This window comes from Gardnerella piotii (genome assembly GCF_049815665.1).
In the GTDB taxonomy this organism is placed as follows: Bacteria; Actinomycetota; Actinomycetes; order Actinomycetales; family Bifidobacteriaceae; genus Bifidobacterium; species Bifidobacterium piotii.
This window is the reverse complement of sequence record NZ_CP187450.1, coordinates 131,027-152,451: the sequence shown is the minus strand read 5'-3', so window position 1 is coordinate 152,451 and position 21,425 is coordinate 131,027. Positions and strand designations below refer to the sequence as shown.

The 21,425-nt window shown below is 42.1% G+C and carries 16 protein-coding genes; 8 read left to right on the top strand and 8 right to left on the bottom strand.

Annotated features, from left to right (window positions below; all coding sequences use genetic code 11):
* Window positions 1-7 precede the first annotated feature (7 nt).
* The 5 genes from ACPEIW_RS00590 (at window position 8) to nucS (ending at window position 6,605) form a co-directional block, all read left to right on the top strand.
* On the top strand, window positions 8-628 hold the full coding sequence (locus ACPEIW_RS00590; protein ID WP_004131086.1) for a DUF5701 family protein: 621 nt from the start codon (window positions 8-10) through the stop codon (window positions 626-628).
* Between the two features lie 52 nt (window positions 629-680).
* Window positions 681-1,382, top strand: coding sequence for an ABC transporter ATP-binding protein (locus ACPEIW_RS00585; RefSeq protein WP_422112820.1), 702 nt, complete (start codon window positions 681-683; stop codon window positions 1,380-1,382).
* Window positions 1,383-1,403: 21 nt separating this feature from the next.
* Complete coding sequence (locus ACPEIW_RS00580; RefSeq protein ID WP_425663788.1) at window positions 1,404-4,169, top strand: FtsX-like permease family protein; 2,766 nt, start codon at window positions 1,404-1,406, stop codon at window positions 4,167-4,169.
* A 111-nt stretch (window positions 4,170-4,280) separates the two neighbouring features.
* On the top strand, window positions 4,281-5,753 hold the full coding sequence (locus tag ACPEIW_RS00575) for an amino acid permease (RefSeq protein WP_425663786.1): 1,473 nt from the start codon (window positions 4,281-4,283) through the stop codon (window positions 5,751-5,753).
* A 42-nt stretch (window positions 5,754-5,795) separates the two neighbouring features.
* The gene (nucS, locus tag ACPEIW_RS00570) at window positions 5,796-6,605 is read left to right on the top strand and encodes an endonuclease NucS (protein WP_425663784.1); all 810 of its coding nucleotides are present in this window, start codon (window positions 5,796-5,798) and stop codon (window positions 6,603-6,605) included.
* Window positions 6,606-6,691: 86 nt separating this feature from the next.
* Here nucS and ACPEIW_RS00565 read toward each other — a convergent pair whose 3' ends face one another.
* The 3 genes from ACPEIW_RS00565 to dcm form a co-directional block, all read right to left on the bottom strand.
* Window positions 6,692-8,059 carry an ATP-binding protein gene (locus tag ACPEIW_RS00565; RefSeq protein WP_425663782.1) on the bottom strand — a complete coding sequence of 456 codons (1,368 nt, stop codon included), beginning with the start codon at window positions 8,057-8,059 and terminating at the stop codon, window positions 6,692-6,694.
* A 258-nt stretch (window positions 8,060-8,317) separates the two neighbouring features.
* Entirely contained in the window at window positions 8,318-9,778 is a 1,461-nt protein-coding gene (locus ACPEIW_RS00560) for a Sau3AI family type II restriction endonuclease (RefSeq protein WP_425663780.1), read from the bottom strand.
* A 97-nt stretch (window positions 9,779-9,875) separates the two neighbouring features.
* Window positions 9,876-11,150: a DNA (cytosine-5-)-methyltransferase gene (dcm, locus tag ACPEIW_RS00555; RefSeq protein ID WP_425663778.1), complete on the bottom strand. Its 1,275-nt coding sequence runs from the start codon at window positions 11,148-11,150 to the stop codon at window positions 9,876-9,878.
* 259 nt (window positions 11,151-11,409) lie between these two features.
* Here dcm and ACPEIW_RS00550 point away from each other — a divergent pair, with 259 nt between their 5' ends.
* The 3 genes from ACPEIW_RS00550 to upp all read left to right on the top strand — a co-directional run bounded on the left by ACPEIW_RS00550 (window position 11,410) and on the right by upp (window position 14,267).
* A complete protein-coding gene (locus tag ACPEIW_RS00550) occupies window positions 11,410-12,660 on the top strand; it encodes an NUDIX hydrolase (RefSeq protein ID WP_425663776.1) in 1,251 nt (416 codons plus the stop codon).
* A gap of 46 nt (window positions 12,661-12,706) precedes the next feature.
* A complete protein-coding gene (locus tag ACPEIW_RS00545) occupies window positions 12,707-13,366 on the top strand; it encodes a thymidine phosphorylase (RefSeq protein ID WP_116286121.1) in 660 nt (219 codons plus the stop codon).
* A gap of 262 nt (window positions 13,367-13,628) precedes the next feature.
* Complete coding sequence (gene upp / locus ACPEIW_RS00540; protein WP_004120306.1) at window positions 13,629-14,267, top strand: uracil phosphoribosyltransferase; 639 nt, start codon at window positions 13,629-13,631, stop codon at window positions 14,265-14,267.
* A 141-nt stretch (window positions 14,268-14,408) separates the two neighbouring features.
* Here the strand turns inward: upp and ACPEIW_RS00535 are convergent, their stop codons facing one another.
* From ACPEIW_RS00535 to ACPEIW_RS00515, 5 genes are all read right to left on the bottom strand, one after another.
* Window positions 14,409-15,212 (bottom strand): type 1 glutamine amidotransferase, encoded by an 804-nt coding sequence (locus ACPEIW_RS00535; protein WP_425663773.1) that lies wholly within the window; start codon window positions 15,210-15,212, stop codon window positions 14,409-14,411.
* Between the two features lie 14 nt (window positions 15,213-15,226).
* Window positions 15,227-16,627, bottom strand: coding sequence for a MurT ligase domain-containing protein (locus ACPEIW_RS00530; RefSeq protein WP_425664351.1), 1,401 nt, complete (start codon window positions 16,625-16,627; stop codon window positions 15,227-15,229).
* Complete coding sequence (dnaB, locus tag ACPEIW_RS00525) at window positions 16,611-18,074, bottom strand: replicative DNA helicase (protein WP_016635481.1); 1,464 nt, start codon at window positions 18,072-18,074, stop codon at window positions 16,611-16,613. The genes ACPEIW_RS00530 and dnaB overlap by 17 nt, the downstream gene beginning before the upstream one ends.
* Window positions 18,075-18,219: 145 nt before the next feature.
* Window positions 18,220-19,575 (bottom strand): MATE family efflux transporter, encoded by a 1,356-nt coding sequence (locus ACPEIW_RS00520; RefSeq protein WP_425663771.1) that lies wholly within the window; start codon window positions 19,573-19,575, stop codon window positions 18,220-18,222.
* 241 nt (window positions 19,576-19,816) lie between these two features.
* A complete protein-coding gene (locus tag ACPEIW_RS00515) occupies window positions 19,817-21,334 on the bottom strand; it encodes an ammonium transporter (protein WP_016635483.1) in 1,518 nt (505 codons plus the stop codon).
* Window positions 21,335-21,425 lie beyond the last annotated feature (91 nt).

Genomic DNA, 21,425 nt, shown 5'->3' with positions numbered 1-21,425 from the left:
TGTAATTATGTCTATTGCTTCGCAAGAAATACAAAAGCAGCTTGACCGCATTGTGGCTCTCGGCTACCCAGATGTTGCAGATATGAGCGCAGCGGCGTTTCGCGCTTTAGCATTGCCACTCATTCGCGCGCTTGAGCAAAGCGATTTGGGAACAAACATTCTTCTTGTTCCTACTCGCGAGCTAGTTTCGCCAGAATCTTTGATTTCTCGAACTAGCATTGAGCGAATGGCTGGGTTTACAACAATGCCGCCTCGAGATATAGCTAGTTTCTTGCCACAAGATGGTTTTGAGCCTCCAGAAGGGCCATTTTACCTTGCGATTGATCCGCATACGGGTACGTCGTATTTGAACCGTGAGCCAGATGTTGCTAGAAAGCTTATTGACTCCGATGAGCGCCTTCCTTTGACTTTAGAAGAAGGATTAGCGATTGCAACGCAGCATCCTGATTGGCTTGAGAGTAAGAATGGATTTAATCTTTTAGGCTCAAAAAGCTCCGATGGAAGGGTTCCAAGTATTTGGATAAGTCAAGGAGCCGCACGTCTTGGCGCTGTTTGGCCAAATTCAAGGCACACTTGGCTTGGAAACGCATATTGTACTGCAAGACGCGGCGTATCGCTGTTTCAATAGAGCATCCGCAAACCCCGCAAACCCAGAAAAGTCCTATAAGTAAGGTGTAATTTTGGCATACATAACATTTGATCATGTTGTAAAAGAGTACCCATCTGGTACAGGCGTCGTGCGAGCGCTAGATGATGCCAGTTTTACAGCCGAGCGCGGCAAACTAACTGTTATTTTAGGCGCTTCGGGAGCTGGAAAAACTACAGCATTGAATATTTTAGGCGGTATGGATACAGCAACAAGCGGTAGCGTAACTGTTGGCGATTTAAATGTTACAAAGCTAAATGGCCGTGGTCTTGTGAAGTATCGAAGAGAAGATATTGGATTTGTTTTTCAATTTTATAATCTTGTTCCAAATTTAACGGCATTAGAAAACGTGGAGCTTGCTTCCCAGATTTGCGCGGATCATTTTGACCCAGCTCAAACACTTATTGACGTAGGTTTGGAAAACAGACTTAACAATTTCCCAGCACAACTTTCTGGAGGCGAACAGCAGCGAGTTTCTATTGCGCGCGCACTTGCTAAAAAACCTAAGTTGCTTTTATGCGATGAGCCTACAGGTGCGTTAGATTACGAAACCGGAAAAGCTGTTTTGCAATTATTGCAAGATATTTGCCAAAAAGAAGGAATGACGGTTCTTATTATTACACACAATGCTGCTATTGCTCCTATGGCTCATAAAGTTGTGAGATTCCATTCTGGAAAAGTTATAAGCGAAACAGTGCAAGAAAATCCTACGGCAATTGCAGATATTGAGTGGTGATTTGTAGAGTGGTGATTTGTAGTGAGTATTGAGACTGTAAAATCTAAGAAAATCAAGCGCAAAATTGCGATTCGCAATAAGCGCACACACTCTATTTTGCCAATAGTTTTTATTAGCGCTGTAAGAATGTGGATTCACGAATGGCGTCGCTTTTGCATACTAGCAGTTATAGCAATGCTTGGTGTTGCTGTTATGACTGGCATTTATGCAGGATGCAACGATATGCTTCTTGGAGCAGATGACACTTACTCTAAGCTCAAAGCTTACGATTTACAAATCGTTTCCACTCTTGGATTGACTAAAAACGATGTTAAATCAATCAAAAAATTGCCATTTGTTAGTGAAGCCGAGGGCGAAAAGTCTTTTAAAGCTACTGCTAATCCTTCAAATAATGCCGACTCATCTTATGCAATGAACGTTGTGCAGTATAATCACGATTCTAAAAATCTAAATCGCCTGCATCTACTGCGCGGCAATATGCCAACTAATAATCACCAAGCTGCCGTAACTGAACGATTTTTGCACGATAGTGGATTGAATATAGGCAGTACGCTGTTTTTAAGTGTGCAACAAAACTCTGGTTTGCCTAATGCTACTAGTCAAAATCAAAAATATAAGCTTCTAATCACAGGAAGCGTGCTAGACATAAACGACTTAGACAATCCAAATGGGTATCAATCAAAAGCTTTCCGCAATTCTGTAATATCTCGCTACCCAATTTTTACATATGCGATTAGTGAAAGCACAAAAAATCTTCCATACACGTCTATTTCTGTGCGCCTAGATGAGGCTCGACGAGTTAACGATTTTTCACAAAAGTATCGCGCAATTGTGGCAAATGCTTCAAACCAAATTAAAAATAGCGTGCAAAATGATTGCGAAGAAGCGCGCACAAATCAAGTTATAGAAGACCAAACTAATCAAAAAGTAGATCAAACTATAGCCAACATGCCAATGCTTAAAAACGCTCCCAACTCGGTTTTAGCTAAGGCTCGTGCGCAAATTTACGCAAAAATTAAGCCAGAAGTGCAAAAGAATGTTCCTAAAGCAAAATGGTATATTACTACTCGCGTTGAGAATGGAAGCTATGCTCGCTTGCGATCCGACGTAGCTTCAATTCAGTCGCTTGGATATGCCTTCCCCGTGCTTTTTCTTGTAGTAGCAATGATGATGAGCCTTACATCCATGGCAAGAATGGTAGAAGAAGAGCGAGGGCTAATTGGAACGTACTTAAGCTTAGGGTATGGTCGTTGCGCAGCAATAACAAGACACGCTTTCTTTGCGATTTTTGCATGCTTTATAGGCGGTGGAATAGGCGATATTCTAGGATTCTTAGCAATCCCATCTTTACTACTTAAGATTTTGCGCGGATTGTACACAGTTCCTGGAGTTGTTTTACGATACGACTGGCTGTACGGCTCGCTTTGTGTGCTCGCGTTTGTAATACCAGTTGCAATATGCACAATAATCGTAAGCTGGAGGGAGACAAGGCAAGTTCCAGCGGCATTATTGCGTCCAAAATCTCCAAAAGCTGGAGCCCGCGTGCTTCTTGAACGATTACCTTTTATTTGGAATCGTCTAAGCTTCCTAAACAAAGTATCTATAAGAAATCTAGCTCGTTTTAAAAGCAGATTATTTATGACGATTGGCGGCGTAGCTGGCTGCACGGCGTTAATTGTATGCGCGCTGGCACTAAACGATACCGTTGCAACACTTGGCATTCGCCAATATGACGGCATTTACCACTACGACATGATTTCTATTTCCACTCCAGATGCATTCCAAAATATGAAGAAAAGCGTGCAAAAAGATAAATCCAACAATCTTGTTGATGCCATTTTGCCTGCCTACATTAGCTCTGGAGAAATCGCAAAAAGCAATGCGAATAATGGTAATTCTAACAGCAAATCTAACAGCAAATCACATAATAGCAGCGTTGAAGATTCCGAAAGCGTGCAAATCGTAGTTGTTAAAGATTCGGCAACGTTGTCTAAAATGATTCGCCTTCAAGATGTTAACAATAATTTGCAAAATATTTCGCTTGATGACTCGGGTCCGCTTCTTTCACAAAGCGCATCATCATCGCTAGGCATTTCGAGTGGAAACTACATTACAATAACCAACTCAAGTTTTAAGCGTGCAAAAGTGAAGTTGCGCGCAATCGTGCGTAATCTTATTGGTTCAAACATTTATATGACTTCTCGTTGCTATGAAAGAATATTCGGTTTTAAAAATGGGAAAAATGTTAAGAATAATGCGCTAATGATGCGCCTTCGCGGAAACGATGACGCAAAAATTCGTTACGCAGATCAGTTTGCAAACAGAAACGGCATTCTAGCTGTTATGAGCATTACGCGCATGAAACATTCGTTTAGCTTCGATTTAATGAATGCTGTTGTAGCGCTTATAGTAACTTTGGCTGCTGGCTTAGCATTAGCCGTGCTATTCACGTTAGCAAGCACAAATATTTCGGAGCGCTCGCGAGAGATGGCAACGCTAAAAGTTCTTGGGTTCTACCGTAGAGAAGTTCACGCTTACGTTCATAAAGAGATGTTTACTCTTACTCTAATCGGTGTGATTGTTGGCTTACCTCTTGGAAGATTGGTTGCAAGTCTATTAACAAACGCATTAAAGATGCCTGCACTGTATTTTGAGGTTGAGGTTTCTCCATTAAGCTATGCGATTGCTGGCTTTGCAACGCTGATTTTTGCTTTGATTGTTCAATGGTCAACTAATCCCGCATTGGATCGCATTGACCCTGTAAGTTCGCTTAAAAGTGTGGAATAATCCTATATGCGTTAAAAATGTTTAACAATAATCCAAATAATATAAATAATCCAATATTTAAGGGTTCCTATAAAATTGAAAGCTCACGACTAAAAGAATGGAGTTATAGCAATGAGTGATATTGACCAAACTAACAATGGTCACACTAACAAGATGGAGCGCAGCCTTACAAAAAGACACGTTCAATTCATTGCTATAGGCGGAACAATCGGCACTGGCCTATTCTTAGGCTCGGGCAAATCCATTAGTCTTACAGGCCCAAGCATTATGTTTGTGTACATAATTGTTGGCCTAATCATGTTTTTGCTTATGCGCGGCATTGGCGAACTCATGTATAAAGACCCAAACCAGCATACTTTTATTAGCTTTATTACGCGATATTTAGGCAAAGGCTGGGGCGATTTTGCAGGATGGTCGTATTGGATAGTGCTTGTGCTTATTGGCATGAGCGAGATTACGGCAGTTAGCACGTATTGCGTTACGTTCTTCCAAACTTTTGGCATAGACGTTAGCAGCTGGAAATGGCTTATAGAAGTAGCGTTTTTGGCTGCTTTAGTGTGCATAAATCTGGTTGCTGTAAAGCTATTTGGAGAAACAGAGTTTTGGTTCTCAATGATTAAAATCACGCTGATTGTGGCTCTTATTGTAACTGCTGCCGTGATGGTTATTATTGGCTACCATTACCCTGCAACGGAGATTAGTGGCGTTGCAAATCCCGCAGGTCACGCAGGATTTGACAATATTTTCAACAACTTCTCGCTTATGCCAAATGGATGGCTGGCATTTTTGATGAGCTTCCAAATGGTGTTCTACGCATACCAGCTTATTGAGTTTGTAGGCGTTACAGTTTCGGAAACTAAGAATCCTCGCCAAGTTTTGCCAAAGGCGATTAACGAGATTATTATGCGAATCTTGATTTTCTACGTTGGAGCGCTTGCTTCAATCATGCTGATTGTTCCTTGGCAACAATTTAAAGCCACCGATTCTAAAGGCGTTTATATGTCTCCGTTTATAATGGTTTTCCATTATGCAGGGCTTCATTGGGCTTCAGCGCTTGTGTTCTTTGTGGTTATTACGGCAGCATCTTCTGCGCTTAATTCGCTGCTTTATTCTGCAGGAAGGCACATGTATCAAATTGCGTTAGAATCTAATTCTCCTGTTCTTTCGCATTTGCGCAAAGTTTCGCGCACTAAGGTTCCTGCGCGAGCAATTATTTTTTCTGCTGCGCTAATCCTGTTCTCGCCGATTATTAACTCAATTCCTGGAGTGCATGGCGCGTTTATTGTGTTTGCTTCTGCATCTTCGGCAGTAATAATCATGATTTACATTTTGATTATGGTTACGCACAGAAAGTACCGCGCTTCGGCTGATTTTATGCCAGACGGCTTTGTTATGCCGCACTATAAGTTGCTTAATTCGCTAACGATTGCATTCTTTGTGTTTGTGTACATAACACTGTTTATTAGCGAAGACACTCGCGGATCTGCGATTGGCGGCCTTATTTGGCTCTTGCTTTTTGGAGGCTATTGCGCGTTGCATCAGCGCTGGCAGAATCGCGATTTAGCGGAGGCTTTGGGTAGGTAGTTTTTGTGCATGTAGTTACGCGATTTATGCTACGCTTTTTGTGTGCGAATTATTGTTGCGGATTGTAGTGCAGAATACACGGGCAGACTTAATGCAAGTCTTCCAACAGCTAAGCGCGTTTTGCTTATTAAAGAAGACGGAAGCGTGCTTATTTTTTCAGAGATTGGCTCATACAAGCCTCTAAATTGGATGGTTGCTCCGTGCACGATGCACGTTGAGAAGGATTCTGGCGAATCGTGCGAATCTGAAGAATCAGACGAATCAGATAGTAAATCTGAAGAATCTGATAGCGAATCTTGCGAATCAGATAATGAATCTTGCGAAGAATCTAATGCCGTGCCTAATGCCGAATCTGTTTTTGCAAACGGAACTGTTCTAAAAATAGCGGCCAAAAAGGGCAACGACATACTTCGCATTGTTTTGCAACACGTTTATAGCGATTCTTCCTACGACTTAGGAGAGGACCCAGGTCTTGTTAAAGACGGTGTGGAAGAGCATTTACAGCATTACTTAGCAGAGCAAATTGAACGCATTGGCAAAGGCGCAAAGCTTGTTCGACGCGAATACCCTACTGCGATTGGGCCAGTGGATATTATGGCTAAGGATTCTAACGGCGTTCACGTTGCTATTGAGATTAAGCGAAATGGCGGCATTGACGGCGTTGAGCAGCTTACGCGATATTGCGAATTGCTAAACCGCGACCCACTTCTTAAACCTGTTCGCGGCATTTTTGCAGCGCAAACAATTAGTCCACAAGCGCGCGTTCTTGCGCAAGATAGAGGATTTACTTGCCTTATTTTGGATTATGACGATATGCGCGGTGCTGATTCAAACGAGCTGCGACTTTTTTAGGCATACTCGCGAATCGCGTTCTGCTATCCTAGCGCATCCACACAGTTACGCATCCACACATCCACGCAGTCACACAATCGCGGTCGCTAAATCTCAAGCGTTCCAGCAGCCAAATCGCCAGCAACAAACGTCATAAAATAAAATGGCATAGTCGCGATTTTCTGATTTGCATCATAGCCATAATTATTTTTAGAAACTTTTATTGCAAACTCAAACTTATTGTGCATTGCAAACTTATTTAAAGAATTAAGAGTTCCTCTGCCTTTTTTAACATCAATCGGAAAAAGCTTGTTATTTGATTCAACTATAAATTCCAATTCCGAATCCGATTTTCCACGCCAATAAAACAGATTTAAACCATTTGCACTAAGTTCATTCGCAACGTAATTCTCAAAGAAAATTCCAGATAGAGTATTGTCTCTTTCGTTTGAAATAAAAGATGCTGCATTTATGCCACTTTGATACGAGAACATGCCAATATCGCACAAAAATAGTCGGAAATTACTTTCGTTTTCTTGCATAAGCGGCATGGTTATACGCTCTTTGAGTTGGAATGACTGATTAACAATATGGGTCATAAGCAGCCACTGAATGGACGTAGCAAAATCTCTAGTTCTACTATCTTTTTTAATAAGACCAGCTGAAAAGTTTTTTGATTCCTTGTTAAGCTCTCTAAAAATATTCTCAAATAAAAGTCGAGATCTTAAAATCGATTCGCTACTTGCTTGATACAACTCCATATCTGCAAGATAATTGTCATAAAGCGAGCGCAAAATCTCACGCGATTCTAGTAAATCTTTACGTTCAATATATGCTTCTACTGCTTCTGGCATACCCCCAATCAGCAAATATTTATACACCTCGCTTAATGCAAGATTGTGTATTTCGGAAGAAAGCGCTTGCTTAGAATCATAAGCTTCACGCACCTTAGAATATAAAAGACTGTTATTGTTTAGTAGAAACTCACCAAAAGTCATTGGATAGATTGTTATCTGGTCAATTTTGCCTACTGGAAATAGGAATTGACCAACTGCTGATTTAGACGAATTTTGCTTGTGAGCTTCGCGATGCAATTTGATTCGCACCATTGAACCCGTTGCAATTACGTGAATTTTTCTAAAATCTTGGCAAAAATATTTAAGCGACGAAATAATATTTGGGCATTCTTGGATCTCGTCAAAAATCAGCAAAGTGCCTTCATCTATAGCCTTGGAAAATCGCAAAGACAAGTATTCTATAATCTTTTCTGCGTTTGCTGTGCTTTCGCAAAAGTTACGAACCTCATCTTCTTTTTTAAGATCGATGTAAATATAGCTATTTTTATAATATTTTTCTGCAAATAAATCTTTTACTAGATACGTTTTGCCAACCTGACGTGCGCCCCATATTATTAGTGGCTTGCGATTTGGCTTACTATTCCAGGCGATTAATTTTTGTAATGCTAGTCGTTCCATGGCTTACTCTTTTTAATGTTGATATTACAACGATTATAGCATTATTTGCCAGTTTTGGGATGTTTTTTGAGTAATTATTTGCCAGTTTTGGCATGTTTTTTACGCAATAATTTGCCAGTTTTGGGAGAATTTATGTAAAAATTAAGTATTTATAATATTGTTACGTACAATATAACAGTTCTATCCCTATCTCTTCTCAAGAATTGGAAGTTAGAGCTGTAATTACTCGATTATCTCGAGCACCATCTCCTGCAATATCTAACTAATATTCTCAGCAACTATTTTGGCAATATATAGCCTATCTAGCCACCAACATTGTTTGGTGATAGTTTCACCGTTTGGAAGTGTTATAACATCATTGCCATTTTTACCGTGTGGCCTCATATGAAATACGTGATTAAATGACATCTTAGGAAGCTGATTCTCATCCGTTCCATAGCCAGTAGATTTACCAAATACCATAATCTCATGCACTTTATTCCATGCAGGCGCAACATATTTTTCAATATCTTCTTCTGGCATATTCCATAGAAAACCACCAACTAAAACATCATCTTTATAGCAAGTCGATTTTCTATTTCTCCCGTTGCTCTTAAAAACAACAAAATAGAACTTATTATTCTCAAAGAACTTATACAATCGTGAATCATGCCACTGCATATTTGGATCTGCCAATTCGGCCCAATCATCCTCTTTTAACGCAGGGAAAGACATATTCTGCTCTGGTTTACCATCATCATACAAAACAGTAGTTTTTAATTGAGTCACACTCGCTGCAGCAAACTGTTCAATTTCTTCTATTCTGTTCTTTTTTACGCCCAACATCTTCAGTGCAAGCTGCGAATTAAAAGAATAATGCGTTTTAAGCTCCACATTAAATTTGTTGGCCAAATCAGAAATTTTAGAACCAACATATTGCCCAATCTTCTTTTGCACATAATCATTAAGATTTTCGTTAATAGATATTGGCAACCGTTCAAAAAGACTACCGTCACCTAAAACTCTTTGTGCAACAATGGTCATATAGCTAGGCTTATACGAAAACGCGCGTTGTTTTGCACGTATATATTTACTTTCAAATCCACTTGGCGCAGGAGCATCTCTCAACGACTTTGCAGCCGTTTCTCCCTTAGTGCAAGCAGCAAGATAATTAGTATCGGACTCGCTTAACCTATCTGCATAACCAGAAGCTACTTTATTTTTTATGTATTCCCAATCTTTACGGATTGTTTCTAGCTCACCAGGTTCATATTTTAATACAAAAGAACCGTAAATAGTGCAATCAAGTCTGGATTGGTTAATTTTATCAATCCTGTTATCAAGATAATAAATAATAATCATCTGACGCGCTTTTTGCCAAAATGATGAATTATCAAAAACCTCATTACACAGCGTCAAATAGTTGATAATATCAACGACCAAACGTTCTTTAGCAACTATTTTATTTTTCTTATTTGAACGAATAGGCGTGACTTTCAATTCATAAAATTCATCAGCAACCATAATATCTGGTTGCTTATCGGAATTTATAGAATACCCAAAAACTGATTCTTCAATAATACTGCCTAAAGAACCCTTGTTACCTGCTTTTTCGCCACGACCAGTTTTATCAATCTCGCGAAAAGTTTTGCCATTTATTCCAGTAAGAAGAGCGGTTATTTCGTCAATGTCTGAAAACTTGCGATTATCACCTATATGATTAAACATGTTTTCCACCATTCTGCATCTTCCTACGCACAACTTTATTTATTACATTTTCCTATTAACTCAATTCCTACGCAACCTACAAATAATCATAATTATTTAGATATGAATTTTATGCCAAAATGTCATTAGCGAGAATTTCACCAATTCTATGAGGAATACCAGTAACCAGCGCATTCCCCATACAAAACGCTCTATGGCCATCACTCATTCCATCATTCGTCCAACCTTTAGGAAACATTTGCAGCTGGTCTAACTCATCTGGAACAAGCCTTCTCAATCTGCCATCTTGCATAACAACATGTTTGGTTCTGCTAGCGCTTTTCCCACCTTCACCTGTAAGAATAGTTCTGCTTGGTGCATCAATTTTATCCGGAAAAGCAACAGGACCTTCGGAATACATGTACTCGAATCCATTTGAAGCTGTTCGCAACTCCCTTTTACCGCCTTTAAGATACTGCCAAGAAGCAAGCTTGTCTTCTTCAATCCAATATTCTTTAGGCACTTGATTGGCGTTAACTAAAACGCTACCTAATGTCGTTGAATTGCCAGTAAACACAGCATCCGTTTTAACGGTATAAACTACTCCATCTTGCATAACACCAGCATTCTGGAATAGGCTCACTTTAGCCTGTTTGCCAAAATCTTGAGATATAACATACGGATTGTCACTAATAGAAAATTCATATTGCGCAGCGTTTTTTTCTGAAACAGATACTGGAAAAGCTCGTGCTATAACACCATTTTGCAAAAGCTGAGAAAGCTTGTTAGACCATTTTTTAGTATTATGCTCTGCAAAAATATATACACGTCTACGCCTTTGAGGCATCCCATACTCAGCAGCATTAATAACGCGCCATTCCACGCTATACCCTAAGCGAAAAAGACAAGATAAAATAATGGCAAAATCCCTACCACGCTGTGCGGCAGGTGATTTTAATAAACGATCAACATTTTCAAGTAGAACATATTTAGGGTGGCGTAATTCCAACATTTTATTAATACTCCACCACAGAACTCCTTTTTTGCCGTCAATTCCGGAAGATAATGCTAAAGGTTTTGCCACAGAATAATCTTGACAAGGAAAACCGCCAACAAGCATATCAAAATCTGGAATATCACATTCCCCATGTTCAAATTTTTTAAGCACTTCTGCTATATCTTCATTAACACAGCTACCTTTGCCAAAACGCTTCTCATAGCATCTCCACGCAAATTGCTTGGATTCTTGCCCGGCAGGCTCCCACTGGTTTGCCCAAACAGTTTTGAAAGGTCCTGCTGGTTCCGCAGTAAAATTGTTTCCATCAGAAGGAGTATATCCTTCAAGCCCAAGACGAAACCCACCTACTCCCGCAAAAAGTTCAGCAACTTTTATTGTCTTGGACATACAAACCCTCACAGCACTAACGAATTTCAACAACTACATAATTTAGTATAAATTCAATACACAAAAAGATCAAATTTAATTCAACTATAAATTCCAATCCCAAATCCGATTTTCTACGCACTTTTATATCAGTCATGACTATGTACAAAATATAAAATATTAAAAATATAAAACACAAAAGCCAGCAACTAAAAGTTGTGAAAGTAAAAGATTAAAGCACAACTAAAAGTTGCGGAAGAAAAACGCTAAAATAGTGAATATGAGTGCAACAGTAGCGAAGAGATACGTTGAAGCAGCTGGCGGAATCATCTACCGCTTGCGCAAAACTGCTAGCAAAGAAAGCAAGCCAAACAATCCGAACAGCACAAATCCAAATAAAGATTTCGGCAATGTTGGCAGCGAATCCAACGCTTGTAATCAAGTGTTAAACGAAAGCAACATAGAACTTTGCCTTGTTTACCGCCCAAAATACAACGATTGGAGCTGGCCAAAAGGCAAGAACGAAGCCAATGAATCGCATCGTCACACTGCTGTGCGCGAAGTTGGCGAAGAGACTGGCTACGCAGTTACACTTGGACCACATATTGCGCAAATCGAGTATCCACTCGAAAACGAAGGCAAAAAATCGTCTGCAAAAAACGGCATAAAAAGCATCACAAAAAACGGCTCGCAAAATAACGATCAGCCAGAAGTAATCAAGCGAATTCACTATTGGATGATGCGCGAAATCAGCGAAAGCGATGCAATAAAGCGACTTCCAGCATTTGGCCCAATAAAACCAGCAAAACCTACAGAAATTGGCAATGTTATTTGGCTTACACCCGAAGACGCTCGCAAAAAACTTACGCACGATAGCGATCAGCTTGTTTTAGACGCATTCCTTGAGCGAATCGAGTCTGGGCAAGCAAATTATAAAACGCTGATTCTTGTGCGTCACAGCAAAGCGGAATCGCGAAAAGCTTGGCAAGGCAGCGAAGCCACTCGCCCAATCACGCCTCTTGGGTCCGCCGCATCATACGCGCTTGGTCGCGAGCTTGCTTGCTATGCTCCAAACAAAATTGTTTCTTCTCCTTGGAAGCGATGCTTGGAAACTGTAGACGCTTTTGCAAAAAACTCTTCAATCAATATAGAAAAAATTGCAGAGCTTACAGAAGATTTTCACGACAAAAATCCAAAATCAACTCTAAACGCGCTAACAAGTGAAATCAAAAATCTTATAGATACAACTAACGATGGCAACACGACAGAAACAAAAACAACAAAAACAACAAAAACAAAAACAGAAACAGAAACACCAACCGCAACAACAGTTATGTGCTTGCATCGCCCAATTATTGGAACATTTTTTGCACATTTAAGGGATATTTCTAAGCCAAAAGCAAATAAACGCATACTTAGTCAAAAATCGCCATATATGCCTACTGGAAGTGCCGTAATTTTGCACATTGTAAGCTCCAAAAAAGGTCCTAAAATCATAAACATAGAAAAGGTTTTGCCAATTGTCTACTAATATTAATTCGCAATCGGGTTCAATTCACTCTAGCAGATCCGCGTTTATGCCAAGTCCAATCGGCTCGAATCGCCCTAGCAGGCCAGCGCAAATGGATCCAGCAATGCTCGCGCAAATCGAAGGCGGCACAGACCCACAAATCGTAAACGAAATTAGTCACACTTCAGCTGCCGTTTTGCTAAACCGCGTTCATAAAACGCAAACTCCCGAGATTGTTGAGCGCGTGCTTAACTTGGTAGAAAACGAGGGCATTGAAATTATTGCGGATTTGTGGAGTAAAGCAGAGGCCCAATCTCTTCCTGGAATGCTTTGGCGATTGTATTTGCTTAGAACATCACTACGCAAGAATGGCGACTCTTATGCTGCATATTGGCGCATTGGCGAGCCAGAGGCCACTAGCGCTTCGGCGATTACTGGAGTTGACGAGTCTCCTACAAAAGAAGATATTGCGCGACTTGCAGACTCGATTCTTTCTGGCGCGTTTACTGGCGATTTTGCTGTTGCACTATATCGCGCTTCGGCGTTTAGCGCGATTATTTCGCGCGGAATGCGCACGTACGCAAAAAGACTAGGCCAGACGCAAAATTCTGAAAGCAGCAGCGCGCAAAAAATTGCCAACGTTTTACACACTTGCGCAAACATGCACGCGCTTTCTTTAGACTTTGCTAGCGGCGCAAAATTGTGGCAGGCAGGCAAGCTTGATTAGATTATGCGCGGCGCGCTGAAATCGAAAAGCATGTATACTCGGGAGTGACGCTGGCTTGTGCTTAAGCCCCGGGCTCCATTTTTTGCCGCTGCGAGCGGCGTTTGCGCCGACAGGCGCTTTCGCAAGTCAGCGTTTTTAAGATGTTTTAAATTCTCCAACAATTCACAAAATTCAACCTTCATTAACAATTGTTTATATTTTTTCTAAATAATCACGGCACGCCGCTAGCTTAACGTGCAATGCTTGCACTAATCTAGAAGGTATGGATCTTCATGTTTTACATCATCCGCTGGTGGACCACAAGCTCACCGTTTTGCGAGATAAGAATACACCATCTAATATTTTCCGCGAGTTAGTTTCCGAATTGGTAACTCTCGAAGCATACGAAGCAACCCGCAACTTGGAAGTTAGCGATCGCGAGATTGAAACTCCTATTTGCAAAATGACTGGCAAGCATTTAAACCGTCCACGCCCAATGGTTGTGCCTGTTTTGCGCGCTGGCCTCGGTATGCTCGACGGCATGACTCGCCTTCTTCCAACCGCTGAGGTTGGATTCCTTGGCATGAAGCGCGATGAGCAGACGCTCGACATCGTCACTTATGCTAACCGTTTACCAGAAGATTTGACTGGTCGTCAATGCTTCTTGCTGGACCCAATGCTTGCCACTGGCGGCACTCTTATTGCTGCTACGCACTACTTGGCAGAGCGCGGCGCTAAAGATGTTACTGCTATTAACATTTTGGCAGCGCCAGAAGGCTTGGAGCGCATTGAGAAGGAGATTGATCCTTCTATTGACTTTAAGGTTGTTGTTTGCGCTGTAGATGAGCATTTGAACGACAAAGCTTATATTGTTCCAGGTCTTGGCGACGCTGGCGATCGTTTGTACGGCTTGATTGACTAATAATCACCAGCTAAATCAAACGAAAACTAGAATCAAAAGCTAGAAATAAAACTACAGAATAGCCTGCTGATTTGCAACACTTTGCAAGTTCAGCAGGTTATTTTGTATTTAGCGTTGACAAATTTAGCGCAGATAAATCTCTTACCGCGGACGAGTTACGGCGACTTCGCGAGCGCGCTCGGCTAATTCGTCTAATTTAGCAAGCTCTGCGCGTTGAGAATCAGTCTGCTGTGGCGCAAATTCACCGTAACGATTTTGCGCAGCTGTACGAATTAAAAAGTCAGCCAGACGCGGATTTTTCGGCAAAACCGATCCGTGCATATAAGTGCCAATAACGTTGTATTTGCGCGCACCTTCCGTGTGGTCTTCGCCGTTGTTCCCACAATTTTCGCCATCAACCAATCCAAGCGGCTGCGTTCCATCTTGCAAGCTTGTGCGCCCAGAATGGTTCTCGTAGCCCACAATATCGCCAAAATCGGCACTATGCTCCACAAGATTTCCAATCATGCGCACGTCTTGACCAACCGTATGCTCGCCAAGTATTCCAATTCCTTGAAGCTTTTGCCCCTCAGCGGTTTCAAAATACTCTCCAAAAAGCTGGTACAGCCCACAAATCATAAGCATTGGAACGCCATTTTTTGCAAGCTCTCGAATCGCGTCTGCGCGCGCAAATAAATCATCTGTAACTCTGCTTTGACCATGATCTTGGCCGCCGCCGCCAAGAATCATATCTACTCTCTTTGGCCAATCATCGCCAACGTTGTACTCGTGAAGCACAGGCTTGTAACCATACAATTCCGCTCGGCGCATAATCGTAAGCACATTGCCATAGTCACCATAAATATTCATGTCTTTTGGGTATAGCGACACAATATCTAATACGCGATTCTCGGCTTTACTTGCAACTACAGTATTCGCTTGACTAACATCACTAACATTATTCATGACGACTACTTTCTTTACTTTCCAACTCCAACGTCTTTAACGCTTGCGATTTGCCCCAATGTATCTCGCACGCGAAGCATTGCAGTGTATGTGCAATATATGCGTTTTGCGTTTTTAACATTGCTACTAAAATCGCCATTTACAAAAGCTTTAACATCTTCTTCTAAATCGGTGTTCACATTTCTAGAAGCAACTTTGTTGTATTGCAAACGCAAAGCCATATCCCACGCGCGCGTGCCAGAAACGCAAGCGACTCCAACGCCACTAAGGCTCGTAAAATCAACGTCCCACAGCCAGCTCATATCTCGCCCGTCCGCATATTCGTCGCAAATCGCTATCATGGTATCGTGATTTGCAGGCTCACACGAGGCGAGCGCAAGTCTAAATCCAATAGGATTTTTCACTAGAACAAGCTCCACAGAAGCGCCGTTAACTTCGATTACTTCGCCTCGCCCAAACGCTGGCGTTACGCGAGAAATCGCATCCATAAGCGCATTGTCGTTAAATTTTGCCAGCGTTGCATCTTTTTTAGCAGCATCCGCCAAAATCGCTCGCACAATCGTAGACGCAGCAGCAGCGTTAAAAACGTTATACACGCCTCGCAACTTAACGCTAGCAGTCTTTCTGCGCCCATCAATCAAAAAATCGGCCTTATTGCCATCAACTTTTGCCAACACAACATCTGCATGCAAAAGATTGCGCGAATCATCATGCGAATCATTGCGCGAATCATTATGCAAAGCATCACGCGAATCGCCAGCCAAATCGCCACCCAAATCATTATGCAAATCGTCGTCGGTTGGAAACATGCTTCTTAACGAATCATCCAAACCAAAATACTTTACTTTACAAGGCGGCAAAACGTCTTTAGAAAGCGCAGAAATTCGCGGATCTTCGCGATTTAGTACAACTACCTGCTTAGTCGCACGAGCCACATTACTCAACAATTTAGCTGTAGTGTCAATCTCGCCAAATCTATCTAACTGATCTCGCATAACGTTTAGAAGAAGCGAATAGCGCGGCTTTATTTGATTTACAAAATGCACAGCGTAAGCTTCATCAAGCTCTAAAACAGCTATATCCGCATTCAACTTTGTACCAAAAACAGGCATTTCTTGCACCAATGATGCAACAACTCCGCGCGTAAAATTCGATCCCGTAGGATTTGTAAACACGCGCAATCCAGCATCTCTAAGCATAGACGCAACCATGCGAGTTGTAGTGGTTTTGCCATTAGTTCCCGAAATTAGCACAACTCCGTAAGGCAAACTCCCTAGCGTTCTAGCCAAAAACCCACTGTCTAGTGTTTCTACAACTTTGCCTGGCAAAGCACTTCCGCCGTGGTGCAAAGCTCTAGAAACCGCACGAACCAGCTTTCCTACAGCAGGCATAAAAGCATCAAGCAGACTGGCCATCATAGCCTCCAACAGCATCGTTTCCTTGTGCATATGATTGCGACTGGTAGTCTTGCGGCATATCTTTAAACTTAGATGTTGCTCCAAGAAAAGCTAGATTAAACGTTCCTGTAGGGCCATTACGATGCTTTGCCATAATAATGTCTGCTTCGCCAGGGCGATCTTCTTTGTTGTAAAAATCAGGCCTATGCACAAGAAACACAACGTCTGCATCTTGCTCAATAGAACCCGATTCGCGCAAATCCGAAAGCTGCGGCTTTTTATCGTTTCGCATTTCTGGTCCGCGGTTTAGCTGGCTTAGTGCAACAACTGGCACTTCTAGCTCTTTTGCTAAAAGCTTTAACGCGCGCGAAAACTCGGAGACCTCTTGCTGCCTCGATTCAACCCTTTTACCCGAAGTCATAAGTTGCAAATAGTCGATTACAACTAGCTTTAAGTCGTTAGTCTGCTTTAGTCGCCTACATTTTGCGCGAATTTCCATAAGACTCATATTTGGGCTGTCGTCTATAAAAAGCGGAGCATCCTTCATTTTTGACCAAAACGCGTTTAGCTTAGTCCACCTATCGGTTGTAATGTCTTCTGGAGTTCCACGATGCATTGCCGTCATTGGAATATCCGTTTCAGCTGCGATTATTCTTTGAGCAAGCTCCAATTTGTTCATTTCTAGCGAGAACACTATTGTTGTCATATTGTGATGCAACGCTGCAGAACGCGCAAAGTCGATTCCAAGAGTTGACTTTCCCATTGCAGGCCTACCAGCTACGACTACCATTTGCCCAGGCTGCAAGCCTTGCGTACTATCGTCAATGTCTCTAAATCCTGTTGGAACGCCTTTTTCAATCTCGTTGCTTTGCAACTTGTCTAACTGTTCGAGAGCGTCTTGCACAACAGGACCAATAGCAGAATAATCCTGATGAACTTTGCCCGAGCCCATCTCGTAAACTTCGGATTGCGCAAGGTTCACAACATCTTCCGCTTGGTCTCCAGTGGCCGAATAGCCCATTTGCGCAATCTTTGTTCCAGCAGCAATCACGTTTCGCAAAATCGCATTTTTGTGCACAATATCCGCATAATATAGCGCGTTTGCGGCTGTAGGAACGCATGCTACAAGGCTATGCAAGTAGTCTGCTCCACCAATTTTCTCTAAGTTTTCGTCTTTTAGAAGCTCGTTTGCAACTAAAACAACGTCTACTGGTTGCGACCCAGAAAATAGGCTTATAATCGCGTCGTAAATTGTTTGATGCTTTGGAACGTAAAAGTCTGCCGTTTCTAGGATTTGCGAAACTTCGCCAATAGCATCTTTGCTCATTAGCATTCCGCCTAGAACGGCCATTTCTGCGTCTTCGTCGTGAGGAGGAACCTTGTCAAACAAGCTAACATTAGCGTTAGCGTTGTTTAATCGGTTTGAATCTTTTCGATTTGACTGCCACATATCATTATCTGCCATAAAATCGAGTATAAACGTCTGCACGGAGCACGCAAACAAAAGTTTATATAAACTAACACAAATCGTAAGTTAAATGCTTTGCGATTTTACAAATCAACTTAAAAGTAACAAGTCACAAATCACAAGTCACAAATCAACTTAAAAATCACAGATTTGCGCACTTCATCCAATCATCCGTTTTAACTCTAAGCGAATTTCCAAGCGCGCGTCCGCCAATATACACAGCATTAAGAGCAACCCACAGCGATATTGTTTTAGTAACATCTCCCGCAAAAAGAGCCACATTTGCCACACAAACCGCACTAATTGCAAGAAGATAAACAACTGCTGTAATTGAGCATGATTTAGCTAAATACTTGTGGTCTCCAGCTCCGATTAACACTCCATCTATCGCCCACATAAATCCAGATAGCGGCAAGAAAATTCCAAGAATCGTCATTCCGATTGAAACCAAAAGTTGCACTTCTGCATTTGGACTAAACAGCGGCGAGCATAACCATCCTGCAAATATCATTACAATTCCAACTATTACGCTACTTAACGCTCCTACTTGTGCGCAAACTTTTGTGATTACATTAGCGCGTTTTGATAATCCAGCTCCAAGCGCGGAAGCGACTATTGTTTGAGCTGCAATTCCTATAGCGTCTAATATGTTCATAACAAAATTCCAGCAAGAATTTGCAACTTGATATGCAGCTAAAGTATTGGTTCCAAGTCGCGCAGCCGCTGCAACAGTCGCCACCATGCACGCGCGTAATGCCAATGTGCGTATAAACAGCGGAATGCCACTTCCAGCGCTTTTAAGTATGCTGTGTGCTTGCGGACGCAAACGTGCTTTTTCGCGAGCTGCCCAAAAAATCGCTGGAAGCGTTAAAACAATACCCATATACCATTGCGCTATCATTGTTGCTATTCCAGACCCAGCAATTCCAAGGTTCATTCCAAACACAAATAGAATATCTAAAATCGCGTTTAGCACAGCTCCACTTATTGCAGCAAAAAGCGTGATTTTTACTTTGCTAAGTCCTCTAAAAATGCCATTTGCAGCGTAAATTAGCAACATTGCAGGTAAACCTGGCATAACAGTTTGAGTGTAAATAATCGCGTTTTTAAGCGTTTCGCCATTTGCGCCAAAACTTTGGCAAAGCGGGCGCGCAAACACCATTAAAACAAGCGTTAGAACAACCCCAAGCACGAGAGCAAGCCACAATCCATCCATTCCAACGCTTAGCCCTTGGCGATTTTTGCCAGCACCCAGTAGCCTTGCAACTTGGCTTGTTGTGTTATACGCCAAAAACAGGCACAGCCCCGTTGTTGTTAAAAGCACGGTTGAGCCTATTGAAAGCCCCGCTAATTGCGTTTTACCTAAATGACCTACTATTGCAGTGTCTACTAAAACAAACGCTGGTTCTGCAATAAGCTGGCCAAATGTAGGAATAGCTAGAGAAAATATGTGTTTCAGTAGGTCTTTTTTGTTAACGTTTTCACTCTGATCGCTCATAATAATGGCCTATTTAACGCCTTTTCATGCCTTTTTGGTAATTGAATCATTTATCTTGAATTATGCAATCGCTATCATAAAATTTTTTGAATTGCAAACTGAATATGATTTCAAAAAAGTTATCCGCAGGATATCCACAAAGTTATCCCCCATTTGTGGACAACTTTTATAGATATACACAGCAACACGCCTAAAATGTGGATAACTAAAAGTTTTATCCACATTGTGCAATCCGAGTGTGTCACATTTGCGTCTTGTCTTCAGCGTCAATCGCAGATTTTTCTTGAGCAATACCAGAAAAATCGTACGCGCGCTCACCTTGATCCGCTAAATCAACGCCCTTACGCTCTTTAGCCTCCGATATTCTCCAACCAAAAAGCTTCTCTAATCCAAATGCAAGCAACGCGCTAACGGCTCCAGAATAAAGAATCGTGATTGCAAGAAGGCATATTTGCGCAATTAGCTGATGCCAATCGCCAGTAGAAAGCAATCCGCTCGCATCCGCAAATAATCCAACAGATAGAATGCCAATAAACGCAGCAATGCCATTTACGCTTACAACGTGTAGCGCACCATCGTAGCGAGTAAAAGTCTTAGAATGCGTAGCAAGGCATGTAACAACTCCAACAATCGCACCCAATACAACCGCCCACAAAGGCGCTATAACGTCTGCAGCGGCGGCACTAGCAGCCAAACCAGCCATGATTCCACTAGCTGCTCCAACGGCACTAAAGCACCCCGAGCGCAAGCGTTCCGTAACGCCCCAAGCGAGCATAGACGCAGACGCTGTAATAGTTGAGCTAACCCACGCATATCCAGCAACTCCTGGAAGACCTACAGAAGAACCAATCATTAAGCCAAGCCAGCCAAACCAAATGATGAAAATTCCAAGAACAACAAATGGAACATTGTGCGGAGCGCGTGCAGAAACATTGGCAAAATTGCCATTAGCCGCAAGCTCGCTAGCGTTTTCTAAAGAAGAATCGCCCTTAGCTTTAGAATCATCGCTAGAAGCAGCAGAATCATTAGTCTTATTAGACTTTGCGACTTCCATCAAAAGTGCGCGAACTAAATTGCCCTTGTGCTCCGAATTTGCGCCACCCAAAGTCGCAAAAGACTTGGTATGCAAAACAAAATTCTTAAGAGGAAAATGAGCATGACCGCCAATAATAAGCACAATTGCTAAAGCCGAAACTGCCGCAGCTACGTGCAACAAAGATCCGCCTGCAAAATCATGAACCTGGATTCCAAGAGCCTGAGATATAGCGCCATTAGGAGAAAGCAGACCGCCTCCGCAAACCATGTGCGCAAGAGGCGCAAACACAAGAGTTACCCAAACAGCTACGAATATTAGCCAAATCGCGTAGCGCACACGACCAGCAAGCGCGCCAGTTATAAGAGCTACAGCAACAACCGCGCACGCAAGTCTAAATGCCGCTGGAATTCCGCCAGCAAGACCAGTGTTTGCGTCCATCGAAGTAAAAATGCCGTGATCTGCCACCATTGAATCACGTAGCAGCAATCCGCTTACAGGGTCGCCAACAACTCCGCCAATCATGTCTTTTCCAGCAAAGGCCATTGACCAGCCCCAAAGCGTCCAAACTATGGTTGTTACCGCAATTGCACCAGCGGAAAGCATCATCATGTTAACCATTGACGTTGCGCGCTCGCGGCCACCATAAAACAGTGCGATTCCTGGCGTAATTATAAACACTAATGCGGCAGCCAGTAACGCCCATTGCGGATCCATTGCGGTCATTTTTCACCTCACAAACGCAGCCATCGGTGGTTGCAATTTAATTTATATTCTAATCAACTCAAGCTAAAAGTTACTAAAGCAAAATTACTTA